Here is a 26297-nt window from a genome sequence, read left to right as displayed (position 1 = left end):
TTCTGACTCGGTGTTGCTTCCCCCCTCATTTGGGTTGACCAAACTTCGGGGGATTGCGCCTTGATTCATAGCGGCTGATCGGTGTTGTTTCTCCTGCCATATCATGTGATCGGGTTTTGGTGACTAACAGTTAACTGGATATTTAAGGTCAATATATGCTGCAAGTGAATGAACTTGATCAATATTACGGTGGCAGCCATATCTTGCGTGGTTTGTCATTCGAGGCTGCGATAGGTGAGGTTACTTGCTTATTGGGCCGTAATGGCGTTGGTAAAACGACATTACTCAAATGCTTGATGGGACTGGTGCCGGTCAAAAACGGTAGCATTACATGGGAAGGTAAAAATATTAGCCATCAGTCACCACACCAACGGGTGAAAGGAGGCATTGCTTATGTGCCACAAGGTAGAGAAATTTTCCCCAGATTAACGGTTGAGGAGAACATTCTATTGGGGCTTTCTCGTTTTCCCGGCGCCCAGAGCAAGTTAGTACCTGAAAGTATTTATCAGTTATTCCCAGTGTTACAAGAAATGAAACATCGCCGTGGTGGGGATCTATCTGGTGGGCAGCAGCAGCAGTTGGCGATTGGGCGCGCATTGGCTTGCCAGCCTCGTTTGCTCATTTTGGATGAGCCAACTGAGGGAATTCAACCTTCGGTTATCAAAGAGATAGGTATAGTTATCAAAAAACTGGCTGTTCAAGGGGATATGGCTATCTTGTTGGTTGAGCAGTTTTATGATTTTGCCGCAGAGCTGGCGGATAACTATTTAGTGATGTCCCGTGGCAAAATTATCCAGCGTGGCCACGGCACTGATATGGAGTTAGACGGTGTCCGTGGCCTGGTTGCTATCTGACAGGCTCTTATGGGAGGCGGGTATCCTCGATGGGCAGTGAATCCAATGCCCCCCATTGCGCCCAAGAACCATCATAGAGTGATACTGATGGTGCGTTTAATGCCGCCAGCCCCAAAGCTACCACTGCGGCTGTTACGCCAGAACCACAGCTGGTAATAATGGGCTTGGTTAAATCCACGCCTTGAGCGGCAAAAATACGTGCCAGTGCTTGTGGCGATTTCAAATTACCATTTTCTACCATGTTCCCCCACGGGACATTAATACTGCCGGGGATACGGCCAAGGCGCAGACCAGGCCGAGGCTCAGGCTCTTGGGCTTTAAATCTGTTGGCTGGCCGAGCATCTATAATTTGTACTTCACTATTTCCCAGTACGGCGACAACCTCATCAACGTTTTTGACCGCAGCACTATTGAAAGCCACATTGAACACTTGCGGGGTTGATTTTGCCTGGCCGCTTTCTAATGCATAACCCGCTTGCCGCCATCCGTTGATACCACCGGCCAATATACGCACATTTTTGGCACCAAAAGTACGGAACGTCCACCAAACGCGTGGTGCGGAAAACAGGTTACCGTCGTCATAAATCACTAAAGTATGTTGCTCACTTACCCCTAATTGACCAACCCTCTCACTGAATTCCTGTGGCGATGGCAGCATATGTGGCAATTCAGTACTGTGGTCTGCAATTTCATCAATATCAAAGTAAACGGCTCCCGGGATATGCCCTTGCTCGAACTCAGCCTGAATGTCTCTTTTAGGTATCAATCCCGGCGGTGACATTCTGGCATCCAGAATAACGATATCGGCATCATTAGCATGTTCTGCCAGCCATTGTGCTGTAACCAGAAAAGGTGAGTTCATAGCAAGTTACCTGTCAACATTATAAAGGAGCGATGGGATTTATCGCTTCATCTTGATGCCCACTATATAACGAAATTACGCTATTGAAACCCCGACTTGCTCATGATGCGTGACGCTTCGCATTTATTGAAATTTATTATTCAATAAATTACATAATGAAAATATATAATTAATTAATTGAATTTGGAATTCAATCTGTGAACTGCGTTCTGATAGAAGCATCCTGCTTATGTAAGCTTTCATTAGCTTAACCCTTTTCTTCGTAGCGCCTCGCAAAAATAACTTTTAATTTCATATTGACTTGATGGTGAAATTTTAATTTCGTATAACCAGTGGCAAGTAAAGCTACCTTATCGGGGCTTTAATTTATAAACAGGTAAGGGGAATAAAATGAAAAAAGTTCGAATTGGCCTTATTGGTACTGGTTATATCGGCCGTTGCCACGCCATTGCTTACGCGCAGGTTGCGACTGTTTTTCCACTCAAGGGTCAGCCAGTATTAGAGATGTTGGCAGAAGTGACTCCTGAATTGGCTCAAAAACGTGCTGCAGAATTTGGTTTTTCCCGATCTACCTCCCATTGGCGCGAATTGGTTGCCGATCCTGATATTGATGTGGTGGATATTTGTGCACCAAATTTCTTGCATAAGGAGATGGCTCTAGCAGCAATTAGCCACGGCAAACATGTTTATTCAGAAAAGCCACTGGCGCTGAGTGCTGCCGATGCTAAAGAAATGGTCGATGCTGCACGTGCAAAAGGGGTAAAAACGTTGGTAGGCTTCAATTATATGAAAAATCCAACGAGTCAGTTAGCGCGAGAAATTATTGCAAACGGTGAGATTGGTGAGGTCGTGCATTTTTATGGTACTCATAATGAAGATTATCTGGCTGATCCACTCACACCTTTGGACTGGCATTGTACCAAGGCGCAGGCAGGTCTGGGGGCCTTGGGGGATTTAGCCGCACACATTGTTAATATGGCTCATTATCTGGTCGGCGATATCACCCGTGTCTGTGGCGATATGCAAACTATCATCAGACGGCGCCCTGACCCGAAAGATCCCTCATCGCTTCTTGCGGTGGAGAATGAAGATCAAGCCAGTGCATTGGTGCATTTTAGCAATGGTGCTATGGGGACCATAGAAACTTCACGGATTGCTTGTGGCCGTAAAATGGGGCTGACATATGTAATCACCGGCACTAAAGGTGCGATCAGTTATTCTCAAGAACGCATGGCGGAATTACAGTTCTATCGCCATGATGATCCACAGGCCAGACAAGGGTTTAAAACATTACTTATAGGGCCACAGCATCCAGACTATGCGGCTTTTTGTGTCAGTGCAGGACATGGTATTGGATTTAACGATCAAAAAACGGTTGAGATCCGCGATTTGATTAACGGCATTGCTGCCGATGACCGTATGTGGCCGGATTTTGAAGAAGGTTGGAAAGTATCGAAAGTATTGGATGCTATTGCCGTTTCTGCCGAGGAACGATGCTGGGTAAATGTCTTAACAGATTGACCATTCAGCTACAGCTAACATTTTTAATTTCTACAATGTCAATGCGAAGAGAGGTTATCTAATTCTCAGATTTACATAGCACCTTAAGTTAGTTAGTGGTGAGCATCATTTAGCTGATACTGGCCCGAATTAGGCCATGTATGAGTTTTAAATATGCCCACTGCTGACACTAAACGTAATAATCACGCGACAACTACTGCTCATTATCTTAGTGAGCAGCAACGGGCAAAGGTAAAGCAGTTGTCCCGTTCTTGGCTATGGCGTCTGGAGATCCCTACTTGGATATTGATCGGTGTCATTTACACTGGGTGGTTTGTTGGTGTTATTCATTGGCAGCAATTAGGGCCAGTGATGGGAAGTGTTCTGCTGATCTTGTTGAGTGCGTGGTATATGTCTTTGCAACATGAGTTGATTCACGGCCATCCAACCCGTTGGCGGAGGGTAAATCAGCTATTTGGAACTTTGCCACTGGCGGTATGGTACCCCTATGGTCTTTATCGTGATTCTCATATTCAACATCACCGCGATGAGGATTTGACTCACCCAGAAAAAGATCCAGAGTGCTATTACTACACGGCAACACAATGGCAATACTTCCACATATTACTCAAAGGTATTATACGTGCGAGTAACACCTTTGTGGGGCGGCTAGCCCTCGGGCCATCACTAGACATCATTAATACTCTTCGCAGCGCAGCCCGGGCTTTTATTTCCGGCGATCGCTCGGCCATATTCATGTGGCTGATTCATTTAGGGCTACTTTACGGGTTACTTCACTGGATGGCAGGTTATGGTATTTCTGCCGTTTTCTACCTACTGGCGATTAGCTATCCGGCACTTAGTCTGACTAAAGTAAGATCTTTTTTTGAACATCGTGCAGCGCCAGAGAGTTCGGCGCGCTCAGCCTTGAATGAAGCTGCATGGCCATGGCGTCTGTTATTTCTAAACCTCAATTACCACTTGGTGCATCATGATTTGCCAGCCTTACCTTGGTACGGGTTACGCCAGATTTATCTGGAAAACCGCGTTCAATATCAGCAGCGCAGCGGGCAATTTGTCGTGAACGGCTATACTCAATGGTTTGACGCATTTGCTTTTACTGCGTTGGAAATAGAAGTACACCCATTTTACGATTGTGAGAATAAAACTGTTGCGGCAGAAGAGCGGTATGGTGTGATTAAAAGTAGTAGCCAGCATTCTGAATCAACCTAAATCAGCCCGCTGAGGTTAAAACGGCTATGGATTCAGGTGAAAAAATTCTTAGCGATCTCTTCTGTTATTTGAAAATTGCTGTTGTTATATACAGTATTTCATGTAATCTTAACTGAAAATTTTGCTGTTACAACACAGCTTAAATACTTAGCTATCAAACTGTTACGTATTATAGATACAAACCTACAAGCCTAATGTAACGCTAATAATATATTTAATATCAATTGGTTATTTGGTTTGTTTTGGACTAAATCTAATATGGTTACTCATCTGTTAAAGATGTCTTGGCCGCACACCCTGTAAACATTCAGCTACTACAAGTATGCAAGAATGAACGTTAACTCACCCTTGAGCACATGAGAGGTAAGCATGGCAATGACCCTAACCCGTGGCCGGATTTTTGCATTGGCGGCAATGGTGCTAACGGCATCAACCGGTATATCACAGGCCGCAGATACTGTCCGAGTTGGCTCAAAAATTGATACTGAAGGTTCATTGCTGGGCAATATTATTGTGCAGGTACTGGATGCTAACGGGATAAAAACCACCAATAAATCACAATTGGGCACCACCAAAGTAGTGCGTGGTGCTATCACTGCGGGTGAGATTGATATTTACCCTGAATATACCGGTAATGGGGCTTTTTTCTTCTCGGATGAAAAAGATCCCGCTTGGAAAAATGCGAAAGCAGGCTATGAAAAAGTCAAAGCGTTAGATTACGAGAAGAACAAACTGGTGTGGCTCTCACCTGCTCCAGCGAACAATACATGGACCATTGCAGTACGCCAGGATTTAGCCCAAGCGAATAACTTGAAAACGCTGGAGGATTTGGGGAAATGGATTAATGCTGGTGGTAAATTCAAATTAGCGGCCTCCGCCGAGTTTATTGAACGGCCAGATGCCTTGCCTGCTTTCCAGCAAGCTTACGGCTTTAAATTGAATCAAGACCAATTGTTATCATTAGCCGGTGGTGACACTGCGGTGACGATTAAAGCTGCGGCAGAACAGACCTCTGGTGTTAATGCTGCCATGGCGTATGGCACTGATGGCCCGGTTGCTGCTTTAGGCTTACAAACACTCGAAGACACTAAGGGTGTGCAACCTATTTATGCGCCGACGCCGATCATTCGTGAGGCCACACTGAAAGCGCATCCAACGATACCTGCTTTACTCAATCCTGTATTTGCTACCCTTGATGGGCCGACGCTACAAAAACTGAATGCCCGCATTGCGGTTGAAGGTCAGGATGCGAAAAAAGTGGCAGCTAATTATCTGAAAGAGAAAGGGTTTGTTAAAGGATAGTGGTGGGTGTCAGAGATGGCGCTGTAGGCATCTGATTTATAGCGCTATCAAAGAAACAGGTCACTCGTTATTACAACAAAGGTTACCTGTCATGGAGATGGATTTTTATGGCTGTCAAAAACCGGGTCCTGCTAGTACTGGCTATTTTATTGGTTTTATCAGGTGCTGGGCTGTCTTTTGTGAGCCATGCACCTAACCGATTGATTTCCGGGCAAGGGATCTCGTTGTTATCGCTGATAAGTGGATCAAATGGGGCAGTGCTAATTCCTATTCTGATCCTGCTTATTTTTGCGTTCTTAAAACAAAATATCGTGCTGTATTGGCTAACAGTATTATTTGCCGAGTTGCTGCTTTTGGGTTTGTTGTTATTGGCTGGCACGACCGCCATACAGCTTGCCGGAGGTGGCGAGAGTCTGGCACGTACCTCATTAGGTGGAGGGTTCTGGCTGATGAGTGGGATGAGTCTATTGATTGCCGTCGATAGCTTATCTCGTGCCATTGTTAACCCTGTGTGGCGCAGTGTGGCTAATGTCTTACTGCTTCTGCCGGTAGTGATATTGCTCATGATGGGGCAGTTGGATCAACTATCGTTAATGAAAGAGTACGTTAACCGGCAAGACGTATTTAATGATGCGCTATGGCAACATCTTCAGATTTTACTCGTAACATTGATACCCGCCACCCTTTTGGGGGTCCCACTCGGCTTACTCTGTTTTCGTTCTCGTCATTTTCAAAGCACCATTTTTTCGACATTGAATATTATTCAAACCATTCCATCTATTGCCTTATTTGGCCTGCTAATTGCACCTTTAGCGGGGCTGGCTGCGGCTCTTCCCTGGTTGGCAGAGCATGGTGTCAGCGGTATCGGCCTGGCCCCGGCTATTGTCGCGTTGGTGCTTTATGCATTGTTGCCATTAGTGCGTAATGTGGTCGCAGGGCTAGAGTCGGTGCCTGACAGTGTTGTCGAGTCGGCCCGAGGTATGGGGATGACTCGCAGCCAGTTGTTCTTTCAGGTGCAAATACCTATTGCGATGCCACTTATTTTATCCGGTATCCGCATTGTCGCGGTACAAACAGTAGGGCTGGCTGTCGTGGCTGCATTGATTGGTGCGGGTGGGTTAGGAGCGATTGTGTTCCAAGGTTTGCTTAGCAGCGCATTGGATCTCGTGCTGCTTGGCGTTATCCCCGTGATTGTGATGGCGGTTGTGGTTGATTCGCTGTTTAAATTTATGGTTATTTTTATGGATACTTCACGTCGATGATTCATTTCCATCAGGTAAGTAAATATTTTGCCGGTAAACGAGCGGTCGATAATCTGACGTTGCAGATAGCCAAGGGTGAGTTTACTGTACTCATCGGTACCTCTGGCTCCGGTAAATCGACCACATTAAAAATGATTAACCGCCTTATTGAACATGATGAGGGGGAGATTCATTTTGCTGGTGAAGAAATTCGTAACTATAAACCTGAAGATATTCGGCGGCGGATGGGATATGCCATCCAATCGATAGGTTTATTTCCACACTGGACGGTGGAGCGCAATATTGCCACTGTGCCACAGTTGTTGAAATGGCCCCAGGACCGTATTCGCCAACGCGTCATCGAATTACTTGAGCTACTGCATCTGGAACCAGAACAATTTCTCCACCGCTATCCTCATCAATTGTCTGGTGGGCAGCAACAGCGTGTCGGTGTCGCTCGTGCCTTGGCAGCAGATCCTGAAGTCTTATTGATGGATGAGCCCTTTGGCGCGTTAGACCCGGTGACGCGCTCGGCACTCCAGTTTGAAATTACCCGTATTCATCAATTATCGGGTCGGACTATCGTGCTGGTGACTCATGATATTGATGAGGCGTTGAGTCTGGCTGATCGCATAGTTCTGATGGATGAAGGCCGAGTCATTCAGCAGGGAACGCCTCTTGAAATGCTAGCTCAACCCGCCAATGATTTTGTTCGTGATTTCTTTGGTCGTAGTGATCTCGGAATTAAGCTGTTATCACTGGGGTGGGCTGAACAACGGGTCAGGCGCGGTGAAACGTTGATAGGGCCGCCGATTCTCGGTACTACCAGCCTGCGCGAGGCGCTTTCCCTGTTTGTGTCTCGTCAGACCGATAAACTGCCGGTGGCTGATGAATATGGGCAATCACTAGGTGTGCTTTATTTTGCTGATTTGGTGGCAGATAAGGGGAGCGTGTGAAACCTGATACCGCTCATACCCGTGATACGGCCCATACTTATAAGCCAACAAAGAAAGCGTTTAAATGGGTAGTGTCCGATGTACTGCGCTGGCTAAAAGACCCTCTGTGCTGGGCGCTGCTGCTGTTGACCGGTTTGGTTTTTGGTATGACCTCTCTACACGGTTTCTTTGCCGCGTTATTTCCTGATCTCGATCGGCCTGTCTACCTGCAAGATACATTCTGGTCACTGGTGGTTGCTCATGTCTTATTGGTGCTGGTTTCCAGTGTTATCGCTGTTTTGATAGGAGTGATTGCGGGTATTACTGTGACACGTCCCATGGGGAAAGAGTTTCGCTCAGTGGTGGAAACCGTTGTTGCTATGGGGCAGACTTTTCCACCGGTGGCGGTGCTGGCTATTGCCGTACCGGTGATGGGATTTAGTGAAAAACCCGCCATTATCGCTTTGGTGCTTTATGGTTTATTGCCGATTTTACAAGGAACCATCACCGGTATCGAGTCTGTCTCCCGCGGCATTCATGAGGTGGCAGAAGGGGTGGGAATGAGTGCCCGGCAGATTTTGTGGCAGGTTGAATTGCCACTGGCAGCACCTATTATCGTTGCAGGTATCCGAACCTCGGTCATTATCAATATAGGTACTGCCGCAATAGCATCAACTGTTGGGACGAAAACCTTGGGTTCTCCGATCATTATCGGACTTAGCGGTTTTAATACGGCTTACGTTATCCAGGGGGCGGTTGTGGTCGCACTATTGGCTATTATTACGGATATGATTTTTGCTCGTTGGGCCAGGCGGCTGTCACGTTGGCGGGAATTACAATCTCTTCCGATAGACCGGCACGATTAATGTTTTGGCTGTTTTGCGCTCTGATTAGTAACAGGTGCCTATGCTAATTTCACTTCCTATGTATGGTGTCGAGCCGCAGGATGTTTTGCCTTTTTGGCGGTTATTATCGCAACAACTGCACCGTCATGGGGTTATAGGGGTAGATGGTGCTCCAGGGATAAGTGATCAACTCATCTGGCCTACTGATTTACTGCAACATTGGCGTGATCCTAATTTGCTGTTGAGCCAAACCTGCGGTTTTCCTCTAGTGACGTTATTGCAACAGCAGGTGCAATTGATTGGGGTATTTAGCTATCAATCACCTTACTGTTCGGGGGAATATTACCGTAGTTTGGTTGTGGTCCGTGCTGATGAAAAAGGCCAACAACTGGCAGATTTTCGCCATAGAATAGTTGCCTATAACAGTATGGATTCTCAGTCTGGATACAATGCACTACGTGCTTTAATTGCACCATTGGCGATCAATGGGCATTTTTTTTCTCACAGTTTGGCCTCTGGCGGGCATTATCATTCGATCTCGATGATCCAACAGCGACAGGCCGATATTGCCGCAATAGATTGTGTCAGTTTTGCACTATTACAGCGGGCCAATCCCTCAGCCGTTGCCGGATTAAAAATAATAGCGCAAACCGACGCGGCTCCTGGTCTGCCACTTATCACTTCATTGTCAACTTCAGCACAACAGCTTACCCAGATCCGCCAGGCTATTACGGCTACCGTTAATTCTCCTGAAGCCACGTCTGCCAAAGATAGGTTATTAATAAAATCATTTAGTGTTTTACCAATTTCGGCTTATGACGTAATTAGAAGGATGCAAGAAAAAGCGTTCTCTGCAGGAGTAATAACACTTTGATAAGACGTGTTATTAGTGTGAGTAAACAAGCCAAGCTCCTGCTGAAGCAATCGCTGAGATAAGCACTTTACTGTTCAGTACACGAGGCAGTCATTGCCCCGTGTATGGCTCAATAGAAAAACTAAGTGATATCAATTACAACAAGCCGCCACCTTCAACATCAATCACGCTACCGGTCATAAAACTGTTTTCCAGCAATAACACAAAGGCACCCGCAATATCAACCGGTTGGCCGACTCGACCGACAGGTAGTGAGGCTGCCATTTTTGTAAACATAGCCTGTCGCTGCTCATTACTCATACTATTATAAGCTTCAGTGGCGGTTACGCCTGGGCTGACTACATTGACCCGTCGTGGGGCCAGTTCTTTGGCTAACTGCTTACCGACTGCTTCCAATGCAGCATTAATAGCTGTTTTGATGAACTGGCCGCTGACAAACTTACGTGACAACAAACCTGACGTCAGGGTTATCGAACCCTGTTGGTGCAGATAAGGTAAAGCTGATTGTATCGCCCGCAGTGCTCCCCACAGTTTTACATCAAAATTTTCCTGAGCTTCGCTTAAAGAGGTGTCCGCCAAAGCGTGTGCTTGCACCGCAGGCCCGGCGGTAATAACCAAGTGATCAAAGGCTCCGATCTGTGCAAACAGACGCTTGAGTGATTCTGCATCAGTCATATCAGCAGATAAGCGGCACATAGCACTATCGTGATCGATAGATTGTGAGCCTGCCGAACGGCGCGAAACCAAGACGACTTTGGCACCTCGACTGATGGCGGCATAAGCCACGGCTGCGCCAATACCCCTGTTGCCCCCAAGAATAACCAGTTTTTGTTGATTGAGTGGAGAACTGAATTGATGCTGAGATAACGTTGTGATGTCCATAATGAGTCCTGTATTTAAATAAGGGTTTCACTCTTCATCTATAGTCATCTATTGAAAGTTGTCTAACAATCGACTAAAAAGACAATCACCTGTAAAGGAAATTTACTAATGATCTCATTTAGTGATCTGGATGTTTTTGTTCGAACGGTTGACTGCGGTAGTTTGTCTGAAGCTGCTCGTCGGCTCGATATCACACCCGCAGCAGCCAGTATTGCGGTAAAACGCCTGGAGTCTCAACTGGGTGTGCGTTTGTTGGTCCGCTCAACTCGCAGTTTGCGCCTAACAGAAGCAGGGGCCAGCTATCTTGATAGTGCACGTATTGCGTTAGGGGCATTAGTTGAGGGAGAACAGGCAATTCAGAAAAAAATGACGGGCTTATCTGGAGTATTACAACTTTCAGCCCCTTCAGACTTTGGCCGTAATTTATTAGTCGATTGGTTGAATGATTTCAAACAACAACATCCGCATATTCAATTGCATTTGTTACTCAACGACCGCCACGCTGATCTTTTCCGCGAACCGGTAGATATTGCTTTGCGTTTCGGGGTGCCTACCGATTCCAGCTTGGTGGCATTGCCCGTTCTAACTCAACATCGGCGTATGTTATGTGCCAGCCCTGCCTATCTTGCCCGTTACGGCGTGCCGCAGACACCAGCTCAATTGGCCGACCATCATTCGGTGTTATATCAGCGCAATGGTCGACTTTATAACCAATGGCGGTTAATGCGACAGGGGGAAGAACAAGAGGTAACGATGTCCGGTGAATACGTCAGTGATGATGGTGAGATAGCGCGACGTTGGGCACTGGCGGGGTTGGGTATTGCCAATAAGGCTGCTATTGATGTAGTCGATGATATCCGGTCAGGGCGTTTGGTTCAGGTATTGCCAAGCTGGCAGGGCGAAGTCTTACCCTTAAATCTATTGTGCCCCCACCGCTCGCAGGTGTCAGAGCGGGTCAGGGGTTTACAGACTTTTTTGCAACAACGATGCCGCGATTGGATGGGCGCTTACGGTGATTCCTGACCATTGTTGGATAAGCCCGCAGGGCCAATATCAGACAGTGGGGAGGATTCGGTCGTTTCAGTTTCATGTGGGGTGGTTGAACGAGTATAGATGTTCAACCCGGCGAGAAAAACGCCACCTAATGAACTCAGTGCCATTATCGCAATCAGGATAATGAGTGCTTTTCTTAGCATAATTTTTTCACTTTTTATCGAAACAGAGGGAATTATAATCTGTTCACTGAATGAAACAACCATGTTACATGGTTGATGCATCTATATTCTGGATAAAATAAACACGTCGGCCGTTGCAGCTTAACGAGGCTTAAACAGAAATTTCCCCAATGTGACCAATATTACCGCAGAAACAATCACCGCTAATGCACACCATTCAGTAGTTGATAAACTTTCACCGGCAAAGCCAATACCGAGCAACACCGCAACAACCGGGTTCACATAGGCATAACTGGTGGCGACCGCCGGGCGCACATTTTTTAGCAAGAACATATAAGCGCTAATGGCGAGCATTGAGCCGAAAACAATCAGGTAAAGTAACGAGATAATGCCACCCATGGTCGGCATTTGTTCCAGTTGTTCACCACTTAGCGTACTGGCAAGTAACAACACCACACCTGCAACCAGCATCTGTGCGGCACCGGACATGGCACCACTGGGGAGCGCCAGCCGTGAAGCCCAGACCGAGCCAAATGCCCAACTGGCTGAGGCCAATAATATCAACATTGCCCCCACCGGATTACCTAATAAGTTGCTACCAGTATTGAGCAAGATGATACCTACCAACCCGAGAGCAATCCCAGACCATTCCAGTTTTGTGTTACGCATCCCCCATAACATACTGAAACACAAAGTGAATAGTGGAACAGTCGCCACCATGACGGCGGCAATCCCTGAGGGAACATGTTGATGTTCGGCGATGGTAACCAGCCCATTACCGATAGCCAATAATAAGATACCTATCGCACTGGCGCCCAGCCATTGGCGGAATGTGGGCAGGGCGTGACCACGAATGGCTAAAAAGCTGAACAGCAATACACCCGCAATCAGGTAACGTAAGCCAGCCATCATCAATGGGGGCCAGCTCTCTACCCCGATACGTATGACCAGGTAAGTCGAACCCCAAACGAAGTATAAAGTGAAAAGTGAACCAACCAGCAACCACAGATTACGGCTATTTTGCTTAAGCATAATTATTCAATAAAAAAGGGAGCGGTGAAACATCGAGGTATCAGTAAACATGAGAATAGCTGCCATTAGCAAAGGTTTTTATCATTTTTTTACGTTTTAATTTTTCGTCTGAAATTTACGCAAAAACAGTGAGTTATTCTTGAATATAATAACTGATGAGTTAATAAACAACTGATAGTTTCAGTGCTTCCCATGCAAGCTAAGGTTGCTTCAGGCATGATGCATAAAATCCGATGCTTATATTGTTAATTATCAGATAAGGTGAATTACTTATGACATCAACAGCTTTGCCAATCACTCGCCGGTTTGATTTTCGAACACTAAATCCGGTGCGGAGATACGCCGGGTTGATGGTGCTATTTATTTTGCTCGCAATCCCGTTTGCCGATGCAGCGCAGAGTAATTCGCTAAACAGTGACTATGCTTTTTTGTCTGCCAGTGAATTGCAGCATAACCAGCAGAGTATTGCGCAAAACCAGGCGCCAAAGGAGACCATACGGGCTTACCAGCAGTTATTACAGCAGGCGGATAAAGCGCTGCAACGGCCCGATCAAAGTGTCACAGACAAGAGTATTATGCCGCCCAGTGGTTCGAAACATGATTATCTCAGTCTTAGTGCCTACTGGTGGCCTGATAGCCAAAAAAGTGATGGGTTACCTTGGATGCGCAAAGATGGGCAGATAAATCCGGCCAGTAAAAATGCGGATAGCGACGGGGTGCGTCTGGCTGATTTTACCGCTCAGGTACAGGCGTTGACGCTGGCCTGGTATTTTTCTGGCCAGCAGAAATATGCTGATAAAGCGATTAGCATGATTCGAACCTGGTTTATCAACCCGCAAACGCGCATGAACCCGAACCTCGATTATGCTCAGGGCGTGCCGGGTATTGCTGCGGGACGTAGCACTGGTATTTTGGATGGACGCTACTTTGCCACTCGTATTGTCGATTCACTGATTATGTTGCGGCAGAATAAACGTTGGACGGCGCAAGATGAAAAGCAGATGCAACAGTGGATGACGGGATACTTACACTGGCTACAGCACAGCCCGGCAGGTAAAAAAGAGGCGGCGGCGCAGAATAATCACGGTAACTGGTACACAGTCCAGGTGGCTGGAATTGCCTGGTATTTGCAACAACCACAACGGGTTACCGAGATGGCTGAATTATTGAAAACCAAACTGGATACTCAACTCGCTGCGGAAGGCTCGCAACCCCTGGAATTGGCGCGGACCCGTTCTTTTCATTACAGTTATTTCAGTTTGCAGGCGGCGACGCTGATGGCGCAGTTGGCGGATAAAGTGCAAATCGACTTGTGGCGTTATCAAACACCGAATGGCAGTAGTTTGATTAAAGCGCTTGATTTTATGGCTCCCTATTCTGATGAACAGACAAAGTGGCCCTATCGCAGTCTTGATCACATGGGAGTGCGGTTGGTACCACTGATGGTTCAGGCAGATAAAGCGCTAGGCGAGAATCGCTATCAGCGGTGGATCAAACAAGCCGACTTTACTGTTATGCCGAGCAAGGAAGGGGCGAAGCGCAAAGGGGCGGTAACTGAAGCGCGGCGAGATATCTGGTTATTGGCCGTGACTACTCAGCAAAGTGAATAGTTAATTAGAGTATAAATAACAAAAAAAGCCGGGAGTTATCCCGGCGTAATAACAGGTAATAAATTCACAATGAAGCATTCAAACAGTAAATTAATGAGGGTCATACTAAGGCGAAAAATTTAGAACTGATAAACCAAACCAACCGCAACAACGTTGTCAGTATTAAGTTTCAGTTTATTATCATCACTCAACTGGTTAATTTTATAATCAACATAGGTGGACATGTTTTTATTGAAGTAATAAGACGCACCGATATCAACATATTTAACCAGATCAGTATCACCGATCCCTTCGATATCTTTCCCTTTAGATTGAACATACGCCAGCGATGGTTTCAAACCGAAATCAAATAAATATTGTGCCACTAATTCTACGTTTTGAGTTTTATTAGCAAAACCACTTACACCAGTTGACACATTATTAATGGTTGCCGTACCTGAGATAGGGGTCATATTACGGGTTTCAGCATAGGTTGCGGCCAAATAAACACCGTTGTCATCATATTTCAGACCCGTTGTCCAAGCATCAGCTTTATCGCCTTTACCAAAGTTGCCGTTCTTCTGCGCCGTAGTTCGGTTAGAAGAAGCATATGCAGCAGCCACGCTCACGCCAGCACCAATTTCATAACTGGAAGACAAACCGAAACCGTCGCCATTTTGTTTGGTGGCATCTGCGCGGCCGTTATTGCTATCGGCTTCGCTGCCGTTTTTGCCTTGGTATTGTAGCGAGAATTTCAGCCCATCAACCAGACCGAAGAAATCAGTGTTGCGATAAGTAGCCACACCGGTAGTACGACCGGTCATGAAGTTATCGGTTCTGGTGTAGCTGTCGTTACCGAACTCAGGCAACATATCGGTCCAGGCTGCCACGTCATATAACACACCGTAGTTACGGCCATAATCGATTGAACCTAATTTGCCGTAACGTAAACCAGCAAAAGCTAAACGTGTCTTATTGTCTTTTGTTTCCTGGCTTTCTGCGTAGTTAGCGGCAATGTTATATTCCCACTGGCCATAACCGGACAGTTGGTCAGTAATTTGGGTGGCACCTTTAAAACCAAAACGCACGTAAGATTTATCGCCGTCACTTTTATTATTATCAGAAAAGTAATGCAGTGCTTTGACTTTTCCATATAAATCAAGTTTATTACCGTCTTTGTTATAAATTTCTGCTGCATGTGACGTAGTGGCAACTAATAAAGCCGGTACCAGGATTGCCAGAAGATTACGTTTCATATTTTTGCCCTGTTTCTCTTATTTAAAAAGACGCGAGTAGAAGATTTTTTGCTGTATTCAATATCTATCTGAATTCGGCCAGCGCAGAATTTTTACCGCATCTGTGTGATATATTTATGACAAATCATAAATAACTGCGACATTGCGTAAATTTCATCACGCGGTGATTTGCCAGGTCAGAGGATTTCAGCTACTACGGCGGTGCTTTCGGGCTGACGCCAGCGTTGTGGTGTGGGACAATAGGGCAACACTCAGTTTAGATAAGATATGCATGGCGTTGTCCCCGGCAGTAAAAGAACAAATCAGTCAGTGGTATAAGGCTCTCCAGCAGCAGATCCCGGATTTTATCTCCCGGGCACCGCAGCGCCAGATGATCGCCGAAGTGGCGAAAACGCTGGCCGGTGATGCTGGCCGTCATTTGGCTATTGAGGCGCCGACCGGTGTTGGCAAAACGCTGTCTTATCTGATCCCTGGCATTGCAGTCAGCCGAGCAGAAAGCAAACCATTGGTGGTGAGCACCGCTAATGTGGCGTTACAGGATCAGATTTACAGTAAAGACTTGCCGCTATTGAAGAAAATTATTCCCGACCTTAAATTTACCGGTGCTTTCGGGCGTGGGCGATATGTGTGTCCACGTAATCTGGCGGCTATGTGTACGGATGTTTCTGGCCAAGGGGATTTATCGCTGTTTCTCGGCGATGAATTGGCCCCCGCCAATGGTGAGGAACAAGCAACTTGTCTGACGCTGTCTAAGCTACTGAGCAGCCATGTCTGGGACGGGCTGCGTGACCATCATCAGTTGGCGCTTAGTGATAGCCTGTGGACTAAATTGAGTACCGATAAGGCGAATTGCCTTGGGCGTAACTGCCATTATTATCGTGAGTGTCCGTTCTTTATTGCGCGCAAAGAAATCGAAAGTGCCGATGTTGTGGTCGCCAACCATGCATTAGTGATGGCTGCATTGGAAACTGAATCGGTGCTACCCAATCCGAAAGAATTACTGTTGGTATTGGATGAAGGCCACCATTTGCCTGATGTAGCGCGCGATGCGCTAGAAATTGAAGGTGAGATCACCGCGTTCTTTGCCAATATGCAGTTGGATATGATTGTGCGGCTGGTGGATCAATGCATGGTGCAATACCGGCCTAAAAATCCGCCTGGTTTAGCGAATCCAGAGCGCTTGAAAGACCATTGCGAGCAGTTGCGCGAGCTGATGTTGAGTGTGGAACAACAAGTCAGTCAGCTGCTTCCTGCCGATGCCAATCCGGCGGTGTACCGTTTTGAAATGGGTGAGTTACCGGGGAGTTTGACAGAAGATTGCGCCAAATTATTCAAACTGACCGATGCTTTGCGCGGTTTGGTCGAATTTGTACTGAACGATTTGAGTGAGCAAACCGGTAAGCACGATATTGTGCGTCTGCATCGCGCCATCCTGCAAATGAGCCGTACACTGGGTTATCTGGAGGCCATGAGCAAACTTTGGCGGCTTGCGGCAATGGAAAAAGCCTCGAATGCGCCGATATCCAAATGGGTAACCCGTGATTATCGCGAGAATCAAACGCACCTCTATTTCCACTGTGTTGGCATCCGTGTCAGTGACCAGCTAGATAAAATGTTATGGCGCAAAGTCCCCCATGTGATTGTGACTTCAGCGACATTACGTTCACTCAACAGCTTTGCCCGCTTGCAGGAGCTCAGTGGCCTGAGTGAGAAGGCCGGCGACCGATTTGAAACACTGTCATCCCCGTTTAACCATATTGAACAGGGGAAGTTGATTATTCCCAAAATGCGCTTCGAGCCAACTATGGCCCATGAAGCTGAACATCTGGCTGAAATGGCGCAATTTTTCCGTGCGCAGCAGGCCAGTGGGCGGCATAAAGGAATGTTGATTTTGTTCAGTAGTCATCGGGCGATGCAAACCTTTCTCAGCCATGTGACCGATCTGCGTTTGATGCTGCTGGTGCAGGGGGACCAACCCCGTTACCGACTGGTGGAAGAGCACCGTAAGCGGGTCAATAACGGTACTGCCAGTGTATTGATTGGTCTGCAATCATTTGCTGAAGGGTTGGATTTGAAAGGTGAATTGTTGACCCAGGTTCATATTCACAAAATTTCGTTCCCACCGATTGATAGCCCGGTGATTCTCACTGAAGGGGAGTGGCTGAAGTCGTTAAAACGTTATCCGTTTGAAGTGCAAAGTTTGCCAAGTGCCTCGTTTAATCTGATCCAACAGGTTGGTCGTTTGATTCGTAGTAATCAATGCCACGGTGAGATCGTTATTTACGATCGGCGTTTATTGACTAAGGGTTATGGTTCACGATTGTTGGCGGCACTACCGGTCTTCCCAATTGAACAACCGGAGATGCCGGCGGAGGTGATTATGCCGGCTGCGGTAATAAAAGCTCCGGCGAAGGCGGCGGTAAAAAGAGGGCGGCGGAAACGGACTGTTTTATAAGTATGTTTTCTTTATTCATTAAAACGATATGTTTTCGCGAAGACCAAAACACTCGGTATTCTGTTGAGATAAAAGGCCGGCATCACCGGCCTTAACCTTTAGTTAAACAGTCGGAGTACGTGATCTAGAATTAACGAAGACAATGTAAAGTCTGGATCGGCGAAAGTAACCCCCTGAGCGCCCAAATGAGAGAACAAAGGCAATGTTAGTGCTGGTAGCACGCATAAAAGCAGCCCGTTAATACCACTGGCGATAAGTGCTCCACGGAACCCCCCCGTCGCATTGCCAAAAATAGCGGCTGCACCGCCGGTAATAAAACTGGCCATAATGCCTGGTACGATAATGGGCAATCCAATAAATGGGAAGATAAGGATACAAACCAGCTCGACGGAAAAACTCATCAAAAATCCGATTAGTGTCGCATTAGGTGCTTTGGTAAATAGCACCATAACATCAACGGCAGGTACAGAGCCTGGTGCAAATACTCGCGCGAAGCCTTTAAAGGCAGGGACTATTTCAGCGGTAAATAAATTAACTCCAGCCTTAGCTAAATAGAGTCCGCATGTAAAAATAGCCGACTGCTCCAAGATGAAGATAATCACATTTTTATCAGCAGCACCGGCCCCATAAACCAATTTCATTGCATCTGTAATCTGCGGTTGTGTCGCAAAAATACAAGATATCAATAACAAAATTAACATGGTTAATAGTGTGGCAATATTGGGTTCGCGCAGGAAATCAAACTTATTACTGATTTTAATGTTTTCAGTATCAGAGTTTTTATTACCGAACCATTTCCCCATGTAAGATCCTATTACGTAAGAGGAAATTGCGGCATGGGAAATAGCATACTCATTTGAACCAATGATTTCACGACTGAATCGGCTAAGAATATAGGGTGATACGGCCATATAAAAACCAATAATAATTGTGGCGATAATAACTATTGGATAATGGCTGTAGCCCAGTTGCATAAGCACGGCAGTCAATGCAAAAGCCATAAATAAAACAAGGTGTAATGATAAATAGATAAATTTGAACCGGGTAAATCTTGCCAACAGAATGTTGAGTATCATAGAAAATAGCAGAATAAGTGCTGCTGTTGCACCAATTTTATCAATTGTTGCCGCCATGATAGCTTCATTACTGGGTACGACACCGACAATATTAAATGCACTGGAAAATAGTGTGCTGAATGCCGTAAGTACCTTCATTAAAATACTGCCACCGACTTTTATCATCGTAAACCCGATAAAAGAGAGGAAAGTACCGGTAATTAAACGAGAAACAGATGCTTTTTGAAAGAGTAAACCTAAAAATGCCACAATGGCAATTATTACTGCTGGCGTTTTTACTAAACTAAGCAATATATCCAACTTACCACCTCACCCCGAAGATATGCATATCGTAAAATATGTTTTTATTAACATTTTTATGACAAATGATGTTGTCACAAATAAAGTATCCCTTTAATGCTAAAAGTTATTCGAGCTGCGCATCACACATTTAAAACATAATTCCATTTTATATGGAATGCTATTTTAATTTTGTTTTTATTGTGTTCTGAATTTGTTGTGAAAATGCATATAAATACAGTGAAAACTGTTTTCATCTGAAATCTTTTTCTATGCGTATAAATCCAATGACTAAGATTATATAAGCCGCTGGTGAGCTGACTCTAACAAGTCATGCCTGGCAGTACCTCCGGTGTAAATTGCTGGTTATTGGTTAGCGGCAACGTTAACTGTTATCGACATGTTTAGCAGGCAGGGGTAAAGCAGAATGAAACAGCTAATGGCAGAGTTTATTGGCACTTTCTGGCTGGTGTTAGGCGGGTGTGGTAGCGCAGTATTGGCTGCAATGTTCCCGGTGGCGGGTATTGGATTTTTGGGGGTGGCATTGGCGTTCGGGCTGACTGTCGTCACGATGGCGTATGCACTGGGGCATGTCTCAGGTGCGCATTTTAACCCGGCAGTGTCACTCGGTTTATGGGTGGGTGGGCGTTTCTCTGGCGCACAATTAGTGCCTTATATTGTAGCGCAAGTGCTGGGGGGGCTGGCCGGGGCCGCCATTTTGTATTTAATCGCCAGTGGCAAAGCCGGGTTTGATGTTAGTGCCGGGTTCGCCAGTAATGGTTTTGGTGTTCGCTCGCCGGGGGGATATAACTTACAAGCGGTACTGGTGGCTGAAGTGGTTCTTACCATGGGGTTTGTGATGGTTATCATGGGGGCGACCGATAAACCTTCTCATGCAATTGCAGCGCCGTTGGCTATTGGGCTATGTCTTACACTGATCCATTTGATCAGTATTCCAGTGGATAATACTTCGGTAAATCCTGCACGTAGTACCGCTGTGGCTATTTTTGCCGGTGGAATAGCATTGCAGCAGTTATGGGTATTCTGGCTGGCCCCGTTGGTAGGAGGAGCCTTAGGTGGCGCTATTTATCGGGTATTGTTTAGCCCACCGGAAGAGTTAAACAAACCACTGTAGTTTGCCTGTCACTGCCGCAAGTTGTTCTGGCAGTGGCGGGTTTCACCCGCTAGCCTACCATCAGTACGACTCATCTCTATTAGCCTAGCCGCGCAGTTCTAATTATTTCGGGTATCGATATCACTATTAGTGATAAAGTTTCAGCAATAAGTTACCTGATTTATGTGTAACCGCGACGGACAGGGGAAATGCCGCACCATGGATTACAGTAAAATTATTAAAGAGATTGGGCGCGGTAAGAATCATGCGCGTGATCTGGAAAAGCTTACCGCTTATGAACTGTATAAAGTCATGTTGGCAGGGCAGGTCCCTGAGTTGGAGCTAGGGGGGATCCTGATAGCCTTTCGTATTAAAGGTGAATCCGAACAGGAGATTCTGGGCTTTTATCAGGCGATGCAAGAACAGGTGATGCCACTACGCGCGCCAATGGATTATCCACTCCCCGTGGTGATCCCAAGTTATAATGGTGCACGCAAACAGGCTAATCTGACCCCGTTATTGGCATTATTACTTTCACGCCTAGGGTTACCGGTGGTGGTACACGGCGTGACTGAGGACAGCAGCCGGGTAACCAGTGCCGAGATTTTCCAGCAACTGAATATTCCGTGGTCACTTGATGCCGCTGAAGCCCAACAACGGCTTGATAGCGGGTTGCCGGTATTTATCCCTGTATCAGCATTATCGACTCAATTAGACCAACAATTACAGTTACGCTGGCGGATGGGGGTTAGAAATAGCAGTCACACATTGGCGAAACTGGCAACACCGTTTATTCACGATAATGCATTGCGTCTTGCCAGTGTTTCGCACCCAGAATATATGCAAAAAGTCGGCGGCTTCTTTCAGGCGATCGGCGCACCGGCACTGCTACAGCAAGGGACCGAAGGGGAGGTTTATGCTAACCCATCGCGTTGCCCACCAATTCATTACATCAATGGGGGGGAACAGCAAATTTTACTGGATCGCCAGTTAGAGCAGGGCGAACTGGTGTTACCCTCGTCGAAAGATGCCGCCATAACGGCCCGCTGGATTGAAGGTTGTTTGGCTGGTGAATGGCCTATTCCTGATGCTATCCAAAAACAGTTAGCATGTTGTCTGGTGGCAGTCGGGCGGGCTGATACCCTCGAGCATGCGCTGCAACAGATTGAGACTATGTGAGTTTTTGCGCGAGCAACGGGGTAAAGTGGTATCAGAGAGTGGCACTGAACTAAGCCCATTTATTCTGAGTAAATCGTGGTGATGACATCAAATGAAGTCGCCTACCGATAGGATTCGCTTTTATTTTGATGGCAATACCCACCACCCGTTCTGCGGCAATTTATGCTATCTTACGCGCCAGAAAATGCCGATCAGAGAGCCAGACGATGGAAAACAAAAAAATATTCCCCAAAGAAAAAAGCGGATTGCATCCCCGAAATCGTCATCGCTCACGCTATGATTTTGATGCTCTTTCAGTAAGTTGCCCGGAGTTAGTTCCTTTTCTGGCAGCTACCGCCTATGGTGATATTTCTATCGATTTTGCCGATCCTCTGGCGGTCAAAATGCTCAACCGGGCATTGCTGAAGCATTTCTACGGTATTGAATATTGGGATATTCCAGCTGATTTTTTATGCCCACCGATCCCAGGTCGTGCTGACTATGTGCACCATCTGGCCGATTTATTGGCCAGTTGTAATGACGGGGTTATCCCGCAGGGTAGAAATATTGCGCTGCTGGATATTGGCGTCGGTGCCAACTGTATTTATCCGATTATTGGTCAGCGGGAATACGGCTGGCGTTTTACCGGGACTGACATTGATCCGCAAGCACTCAGTGCGGCAAAAATGGTGGTGTCAATGAACCCGACGCTGAAAAACACCTTGCGACTTAAACAGCAAAAAGACTCACAAGCTATTTTCGACGGTATTCTGGCGGTGAATGAACGTTACGATGCCACACTATGTAATCCGCCGTTCCATGCCTCCGCAGAAGAGGCCGCAGCAACCACGCGTCGCAAGTTGCACAAACTGGGTAAAAGTGAAGTTGCCGCTAAACCGGTACAAAACTTTGGCGGGAAAAATAGCGAATTGTGGTGTGAAGGTGGAGAAGAAGGGTTCGTTAGTCGCATGGTGGCAGAGAGCGCAACTAAGGCGCAAAACTGTTTTTGGTTCACTTCATTGATCTCGAAGAAGACCACCTTACCGGCAATCTATCATGCCCTGCGCTATGCCAACGCCGTTGAGGTCCGCACCATTGATATGGCACAAGGGCAAAAAGTCAGCCGGTTTGTGGCATGGACGTTCCTGACGCCGGAGCAGCAGGCGGCGTGGAGAGTTGAACGTTGGTAATACCCTTCGTCCTTGACGCCGCAGGGGTGTTGGCTGCGCGCACTTACCCGAATCACTGACTTGAGTCAGCTCATCGGGGTGCGTTTACTGGCCGCCTACCTGCAACGTCAATGACTTTGGGTATGTCCTTCTTCGTCCTTGACGCCGCAGGGGTGTTGGCTGCGCGCACTTACCCGAATCACTGACTTGAGTCAGCTCATCGGGGTGCGTTTACTGGCCGCCTACCTGCAACGTCAATGACTTTGGGTATGTCCTTCTTCGTCCTTGACGCCGCACGGGTGTTGGCTGCGCGCACTTACCCCAATCACTGACTTGAGTCTGTAATATCTATGGGCAATATTCTATTATAGGGATATTGCTCTATTTCCCACGGTTTTATTTCCCTCTCATTGCACTAACAGCAAACCCCCATATTTTCGTCTATGCTAATTAAGATAAATCTTAGTCAGGCGCTATAGCTGACAAATCTTGCTTATATTGTGATGATTTTTTCTTTTTGATTTTATTAACTCAGCTACCTCATCGTCCAGGGTGAAGAATAAAACTTACACCTGCCCTCTTTCACGGGGCAGGGGTTTTATTGTGCAAATAGGTTGATAGCCACATGACTTATTTGCTGCTTAATCATTCGCCATAAGGACTCAATTTATGTTGTTCAATTTCAGCTCATCTCAGGCATCCCCTCGTGCCGAACTGACATCGATTGATAGTGCTGTCCCGATGATTATTTTCAAGCCAGATGGTACGGTAAAACACGCTAATACATTATTTTTACAAGTAATGGGATACCAACAGGATGAGGTGGTCGGCAAACATCATAAACTGTTCTGTGACCCACAATATGTACTCACTGATGCCTACCGCCGCCACTGGCAACTGCTCAATGAAGGGCGACCGATTACCGATAATATTAAGCGTATCCGCAAGGATGGCAGCATTGTTTGGTTGCAGGGAACCTATACACCGGTACTCGATAGTAGTGGAAATGTGATTGAAATTATTAAGCTCGCCAGTGATGTGACCGAGCGTATTTTGCAATCTCAGGAGCACCAGAGTTTGCTAAAAGCACTTAACCGTTCAATGGGGATGATCACTTTCACACCACAAGGCATTATTTTGGATGCCAACGAGAATCTGCTGAAGGTTATTGGTTATTCACTGGCAGATATTCAACATAAATCTCATCAGATACTCTGCACACCAGAATTTGCACATAGCGATGAATACTACCAGCACTGGCAGCGGTTAGCCCATGGTGAGTTTATTATTGGCCGTTTTGAGCGTCTTAATAGACATGGTAAACGGGTATGGCTGGAGGCCAGTTATAACCCGATTATGGATAACGAGGGACAAGTGATTAAAGTGGTGAAGATTGCTCAGGATATTACACAATTGATGTTGCAGCAGGAGCATGAGGAGAACCTGATCCGCGATGTGCACTATTTATCATTAACCACCGACCGTTCAGCGTCACAAGGGGCTGAGATTGTTCAACAGGCTGTTCGTGGTATGCAAGAGGTTGAGTCTATTGCACGCGAAACCTCTGATGTGGTCAGTGATTTGGGCCGCTGCTCACAAGAGATTGGTACCATGGTGGAAGCGATTCGTAAAATATCGTCTCAAACCAATCTATTAGCGATCAATGCCTCGATTGAAGCGGCTCATGCCGGTGAGCATGGCAAGGGTTTCTCGGTGGTGGCAAGTGAGGTCCGTTTATTGGCGGACCAGTCACGCAAGGCAGCGACTGAAATCGAGCAGATGACAAAGAGCATACAAAATGGAGTGATGGCGGCTATCAAGGGTATGGGGACTTGTGTCGAACAAGCGGGGGGCGGGGTGACGCTGACCCAAGATGCCGGTGAGGTTATTAATCAGGTCAATATTGGGATGCAGGATGTGGTGAAACTCATGACCGCATTTGCTCAGGTCAAGAATCAACAAGCGCCGGTATGATTGGCCTATCAGCATAAAAAAATCTGGCGGGGATCATCAAGATGCCCGCCAGAGGTATTTTAGGGTAATGTCAGCCTGCGCATCAGGAAACGTGTTGGAGGAATTCCCGTAAACGTTCACTTGGCGGATTTGAGATAAGGCTATCCGGGTTGCCATCCTCAGCGACCCGACCTTTATCAATGAAGATAAGACGCGATGCCACTTTCTGGGCAAAACCCACTTCATGGGTGACGATGACCATGGTCATGCCTTCTTCGGCCAAGTCCTTCATTACCGTCAATACTTCGTGACGTAATTCTGGATCCAGTGCCGAGGTCGGCTCATCAAACAACATCAACTTGGGTTTTACCGCCAGCGCACGAGCGATAGCGACACGCTGCTGTTGGCCACCCGATAGCTCTGCGGGAAAATGATGTGCGCGTTCTGCCAATCCAACTTTGGTTAACAACTCCATAGCGAGTTTGTTGGCTGCTTCTTTAGAAGCACCACGAACGCGAATCGGACCAAAGGCGACGTTTTCCAAGGCCGTCAGGTGGGGGAACAGATAAAACTGTTGGAACACCATGCCAGCTTCCTGACGGATCAGGCGCTCATCGACTTTGGGGTCATTGACATTCAGACCATCGACAATCAACTCACCACTGGTGATAACTTCCAGCTTATTGATACAACGCAGCAGGGTGGACTTACCCGAGCCGGAAGGGCCAATAATAACCACCACTTCACCCTTGGTGATATTCAAATTGATGTCGTGAAGCACTTGGGTTTTACCAAAGTGTTTAGAGACGTTTTTGAATTCAATCATATTATTTTCAGCTTTCTTTCTAACCGGCGCAGAACGAAGCTCAGAGCCAAGGTGATAATCAGGTAGATCACCGCCACCGCACTCCATATCTCCATGGCGCGGAAGTTGCCGGCAATAATTTCCTGACCCTGACGAGTCAGTTCTGCTACGCCAATCACGATAAACAGTGAGGTGTCTTTAATACTGACGATCCACTGGTTACCGAGTGGTGGCAGCATACGGCGCAGAGCCAAAGGGGCTATTACGTAACGCAAGGTATCGCGTTTGGATAAGCCGAGAGCCAGACCGGCCTCGCGAAATCCATTGTGGATTGACAGCACCGCACCACGGGTAATTTCTGCGATGTAAGCCCCTGAGTTAATAATAATGGTCACAACGGCTGCTGAGAAAGGATCGATGCGCACCGGCATCATCATCGGCAACGCAAAGTAGATAAACATCACCTGCACCACAATCGGCGTGCCACGGATCAGTTCAATAAAGACTAATGCGATATTTCTGCTCAGCCAACCGCCATAAGCGCGGGCAAACCCTGCTATAACCCCAATAATCAGGCCGCCAAGCAACCCCAGGACCGAGATCCATAGGGTTAACTTGGCGCCTTCAAGCAGGATTGGGATGGCGGGCCAAATAGCGCTCCATTCAAACTGCATGGATATTCTCCTGGTCTAAAAACGGCAAAAATGA

23 protein-coding genes are annotated in these 26297 nt (G+C 46.8%); 15 read left to right on the top strand and 8 right to left on the bottom strand.

The window, feature by feature from the left end:
- The first annotated feature begins 155 nt into the window (after positions 1 to 155).
- Positions 156 to 854, top strand: coding sequence for an urea ABC transporter ATP-binding subunit UrtE (gene urtE, locus V1953_RS14330; protein ID WP_083159478.1), 699 nt, complete (start codon positions 156 to 158; stop codon positions 852 to 854).
- A gap of 7 nt (positions 855 to 861) precedes the next feature.
- On the opposite strand, the gene sseA is transcribed toward urtE, so the two are convergent.
- Positions 862 to 1716, bottom strand: a complete 855-nt coding sequence (gene sseA, locus V1953_RS14325) for a 3-mercaptopyruvate sulfurtransferase (RefSeq protein ID WP_442851075.1) — start codon at positions 1714 to 1716, stop codon at positions 862 to 864.
- Between the two features lie 390 nt (positions 1717 to 2106).
- Between sseA and V1953_RS14320 the strand changes: the two genes are divergently transcribed.
- The 7 genes from V1953_RS14320 (at position 2107) to V1953_RS14290 (ending at position 9646) form a co-directional block, all read left to right on the top strand.
- Complete coding sequence (locus tag V1953_RS14320; RefSeq protein WP_442851074.1) at positions 2107 to 3237, top strand: Gfo/Idh/MocA family protein; 1131 nt, start codon at positions 2107 to 2109, stop codon at positions 3235 to 3237.
- A gap of 153 nt (positions 3238 to 3390) precedes the next feature.
- Positions 3391 to 4449 carry a fatty acid desaturase gene (locus tag V1953_RS14315; RefSeq protein WP_083159472.1) on the top strand — a complete coding sequence of 353 codons (1059 nt, stop codon included), beginning with the start codon at positions 3391 to 3393 and terminating at the stop codon, positions 4447 to 4449.
- Positions 4450 to 4818: 369 nt separating this feature from the next.
- On the top strand, positions 4819 to 5751 hold the full coding sequence (osmF, locus tag V1953_RS14310) for a glycine betaine ABC transporter substrate-binding protein OsmF (RefSeq protein ID WP_083159470.1): 933 nt from the start codon (positions 4819 to 4821) through the stop codon (positions 5749 to 5751).
- A gap of 107 nt (positions 5752 to 5858) precedes the next feature.
- Positions 5859 to 7013 carry an ABC transporter permease gene (locus tag V1953_RS14305; protein ID WP_442851073.1) on the top strand — a complete coding sequence of 385 codons (1155 nt, stop codon included), beginning with the start codon at positions 5859 to 5861 and terminating at the stop codon, positions 7011 to 7013.
- Positions 7010 to 7948, top strand: a complete 939-nt coding sequence (locus V1953_RS14300) for an ABC transporter ATP-binding protein (RefSeq protein ID WP_442851072.1) — start codon at positions 7010 to 7012, stop codon at positions 7946 to 7948. Before V1953_RS14305 ends, V1953_RS14300 begins: the two co-directional genes overlap by 4 nt.
- A gap of 146 nt (positions 7949 to 8094) precedes the next feature.
- Positions 8095 to 8793, top strand: a complete 699-nt coding sequence (locus tag V1953_RS14295; RefSeq protein ID WP_442851330.1) for an ABC transporter permease — start codon at positions 8095 to 8097, stop codon at positions 8791 to 8793.
- Positions 8794 to 8851: 58 nt separating this feature from the next.
- Positions 8852 to 9646, top strand: coding sequence for a phosphate/phosphite/phosphonate ABC transporter substrate-binding protein (locus V1953_RS14290; RefSeq protein ID WP_193784829.1), 795 nt, complete (start codon positions 8852 to 8854; stop codon positions 9644 to 9646).
- Positions 9647 to 9781: 135 nt separating this feature from the next.
- Here the strand turns inward: V1953_RS14290 and V1953_RS14285 are convergent, their stop codons facing one another.
- Positions 9782 to 10528 (bottom strand): SDR family oxidoreductase, encoded by a 747-nt coding sequence (locus tag V1953_RS14285; RefSeq protein WP_083159462.1) that lies wholly within the window; start codon positions 10526 to 10528, stop codon positions 9782 to 9784.
- 108 nt (positions 10529 to 10636) lie between these two features.
- Between V1953_RS14285 and V1953_RS14280 the strand changes: the two genes are divergently transcribed.
- Positions 10637 to 11551, top strand: a complete 915-nt coding sequence (locus tag V1953_RS14280) for a LysR family transcriptional regulator (RefSeq protein WP_372568887.1) — start codon at positions 10637 to 10639, stop codon at positions 11549 to 11551.
- On the opposite strand, the gene V1953_RS14275 is transcribed toward V1953_RS14280, so the two are convergent.
- Entirely contained in the window at positions 11536 to 11724 is a 189-nt protein-coding gene (locus tag V1953_RS14275; protein ID WP_032815427.1) for a hypothetical protein, read from the bottom strand. The genes V1953_RS14280 and V1953_RS14275 overlap by 16 nt on opposite strands.
- Positions 11725 to 11844: 120 nt before the next feature.
- Positions 11845 to 12735, bottom strand: coding sequence for a drug/metabolite exporter YedA (gene yedA, locus V1953_RS14270; RefSeq protein WP_442851071.1), 891 nt, complete (start codon positions 12733 to 12735; stop codon positions 11845 to 11847).
- Positions 12736 to 13007: 272 nt separating this feature from the next.
- Between yedA and V1953_RS14265 the strand changes: the two genes are divergently transcribed.
- Positions 13008 to 14345, top strand: a complete 1338-nt coding sequence (locus V1953_RS14265; RefSeq protein WP_442851070.1) for an alginate lyase family protein — start codon at positions 13008 to 13010, stop codon at positions 14343 to 14345.
- Between the two features lie 119 nt (positions 14346 to 14464).
- Here V1953_RS14265 and ompF2 read toward each other — a convergent pair whose 3' ends face one another.
- On the bottom strand, positions 14465 to 15580 hold the full coding sequence (gene ompF2 / locus V1953_RS14260) for a porin OmpF2 (RefSeq protein WP_372558412.1): 1116 nt from the start codon (positions 15578 to 15580) through the stop codon (positions 14465 to 14467).
- A 271-nt stretch (positions 15581 to 15851) separates the two neighbouring features.
- Here ompF2 and dinG point away from each other — a divergent pair, with 271 nt between their 5' ends.
- On the top strand, positions 15852 to 18035 hold the full coding sequence (gene dinG / locus V1953_RS14255; RefSeq protein ID WP_083159452.1) for an ATP-dependent DNA helicase DinG: 2184 nt from the start codon (positions 15852 to 15854) through the stop codon (positions 18033 to 18035).
- 98 nt (positions 18036 to 18133) lie between these two features.
- Here dinG and V1953_RS14250 read toward each other — a convergent pair whose 3' ends face one another.
- Positions 18134 to 19411 (bottom strand): PTS ascorbate transporter subunit IIC, encoded by a 1278-nt coding sequence (locus V1953_RS14250; protein WP_083159450.1) that lies wholly within the window; start codon positions 19409 to 19411, stop codon positions 18134 to 18136.
- Positions 19412 to 19817: 406 nt separating this feature from the next.
- Here V1953_RS14250 and aqpZ point away from each other — a divergent pair, with 406 nt between their 5' ends.
- From aqpZ to V1953_RS14230, 4 genes are all read left to right on the top strand, one after another.
- Positions 19818 to 20525 (top strand): aquaporin Z, encoded by a 708-nt coding sequence (gene aqpZ / locus V1953_RS14245; RefSeq protein ID WP_083159448.1) that lies wholly within the window; start codon positions 19818 to 19820, stop codon positions 20523 to 20525.
- 198 nt (positions 20526 to 20723) lie between these two features.
- Positions 20724 to 21683, top strand: coding sequence for a DNA-binding protein YbiB (ybiB, locus tag V1953_RS14240; RefSeq protein WP_083159446.1), 960 nt, complete (start codon positions 20724 to 20726; stop codon positions 21681 to 21683).
- 206 nt (positions 21684 to 21889) lie between these two features.
- Entirely contained in the window at positions 21890 to 22852 is a 963-nt protein-coding gene (gene rlmF / locus V1953_RS14235; protein WP_442851329.1) for a 23S rRNA (adenine(1618)-N(6))-methyltransferase RlmF, read from the top strand.
- A 648-nt stretch (positions 22853 to 23500) separates the two neighbouring features.
- Positions 23501 to 24805 (top strand): methyl-accepting chemotaxis protein, encoded by a 1305-nt coding sequence (locus V1953_RS14230; RefSeq protein ID WP_372568889.1) that lies wholly within the window; start codon positions 23501 to 23503, stop codon positions 24803 to 24805.
- Positions 24806 to 24887: 82 nt separating this feature from the next.
- Here the strand turns inward: V1953_RS14230 and glnQ are convergent, their stop codons facing one another.
- Together glnQ and glnP are read right to left on the bottom strand one after the other, a co-directional pair.
- Positions 24888 to 25610 (bottom strand): glutamine ABC transporter ATP-binding protein GlnQ, encoded by a 723-nt coding sequence (glnQ, locus tag V1953_RS14225; RefSeq protein WP_083159444.1) that lies wholly within the window; start codon positions 25608 to 25610, stop codon positions 24888 to 24890.
- Positions 25607 to 26263 carry a glutamine ABC transporter permease GlnP gene (glnP, locus tag V1953_RS14220; protein WP_004709093.1) on the bottom strand — a complete coding sequence of 219 codons (657 nt, stop codon included), beginning with the start codon at positions 26261 to 26263 and terminating at the stop codon, positions 25607 to 25609. Before glnP ends, glnQ begins: the two co-directional genes overlap by 4 nt.
- Positions 26264 to 26297 lie beyond the last annotated feature (34 nt).

Source organism: Yersinia sp. 2541 StPb PI, assembly GCF_052217145.1.
GTDB classification, from domain to species: Bacteria; Pseudomonadota; Gammaproteobacteria; order Enterobacterales; family Enterobacteriaceae; genus Yersinia; species Yersinia enterocolitica_E.
Note: the sequence above shows the minus strand (reverse complement) of the source record. Positions and strands in the feature narration are given on the sequence as shown.

Bases quoted from the DNA above. Each gene is read 5' to 3' on its own strand.
- urtE (WP_083159478.1), top strand. From the start codon at position 156: ATGCTGCAAGTGAATGAACTTGATCAATATTACGGTGGCAGCCATATC.
- sseA (WP_442851075.1), bottom strand. From the start codon at position 1,716: ATGAACTCACCTTTTCTGGTTACAGCACAATGGCTGGCAGAACATGCT.
- V1953_RS14320 (WP_442851074.1), top strand. From the start codon at position 2,107: ATGAAAAAAGTTCGAATTGGCCTTATTGGTACTGGTTATATCGGCCGT.
- V1953_RS14315 (WP_083159472.1), top strand. From the start codon at position 3,391: ATGCCCACTGCTGACACTAAACGTAATAATCACGCGACAACTACTGCT.
- osmF (WP_083159470.1), top strand. From the start codon at position 4,819: ATGGCAATGACCCTAACCCGTGGCCGGATTTTTGCATTGGCGGCAATG.
- V1953_RS14305 (WP_442851073.1), top strand. From the start codon at position 5,859: ATGGCTGTCAAAAACCGGGTCCTGCTAGTACTGGCTATTTTATTGGTT.
- V1953_RS14300 (WP_442851072.1), top strand. From the start codon at position 7,010: ATGATTCATTTCCATCAGGTAAGTAAATATTTTGCCGGTAAACGAGCG.
- V1953_RS14295 (WP_442851330.1), top strand. From the start codon at position 8,095: ATGACCTCTCTACACGGTTTCTTTGCCGCGTTATTTCCTGATCTCGAT.
- V1953_RS14290 (WP_193784829.1), top strand. From the start codon at position 8,852: ATGTATGGTGTCGAGCCGCAGGATGTTTTGCCTTTTTGGCGGTTATTA.
- V1953_RS14285 (WP_083159462.1), bottom strand. From the start codon at position 10,528: ATGGACATCACAACGTTATCTCAGCATCAATTCAGTTCTCCACTCAAT.
- V1953_RS14280 (WP_372568887.1), top strand. From the start codon at position 10,637: ATGATCTCATTTAGTGATCTGGATGTTTTTGTTCGAACGGTTGACTGC.
- V1953_RS14275 (WP_032815427.1), bottom strand. From the start codon at position 11,724: ATGCTAAGAAAAGCACTCATTATCCTGATTGCGATAATGGCACTGAGT.
- yedA (WP_442851071.1), bottom strand. From the start codon at position 12,735: ATGCTTAAGCAAAATAGCCGTAATCTGTGGTTGCTGGTTGGTTCACTT.
- V1953_RS14265 (WP_442851070.1), top strand. From the start codon at position 13,008: ATGACATCAACAGCTTTGCCAATCACTCGCCGGTTTGATTTTCGAACA.
- ompF2 (WP_372558412.1), bottom strand. From the start codon at position 15,580: ATGAAACGTAATCTTCTGGCAATCCTGGTACCGGCTTTATTAGTTGCC.
- dinG (WP_083159452.1), top strand. From the start codon at position 15,852: ATGGCGTTGTCCCCGGCAGTAAAAGAACAAATCAGTCAGTGGTATAAG.
- aqpZ (WP_083159448.1), top strand. From the start codon at position 19,818: ATGAAACAGCTAATGGCAGAGTTTATTGGCACTTTCTGGCTGGTGTTA.
- ybiB (WP_083159446.1), top strand. From the start codon at position 20,724: ATGGATTACAGTAAAATTATTAAAGAGATTGGGCGCGGTAAGAATCAT.
- rlmF (WP_442851329.1), top strand. From the start codon at position 21,890: ATGGAAAACAAAAAAATATTCCCCAAAGAAAAAAGCGGATTGCATCCC.
- V1953_RS14230 (WP_372568889.1), top strand. From the start codon at position 23,501: ATGTTGTTCAATTTCAGCTCATCTCAGGCATCCCCTCGTGCCGAACTG.
- glnQ (WP_083159444.1), bottom strand. From the start codon at position 25,610: ATGATTGAATTCAAAAACGTCTCTAAACACTTTGGTAAAACCCAAGTG.
- glnP (WP_004709093.1), bottom strand. From the start codon at position 26,263: ATGCAGTTTGAATGGAGCGCTATTTGGCCCGCCATCCCAATCCTGCTT.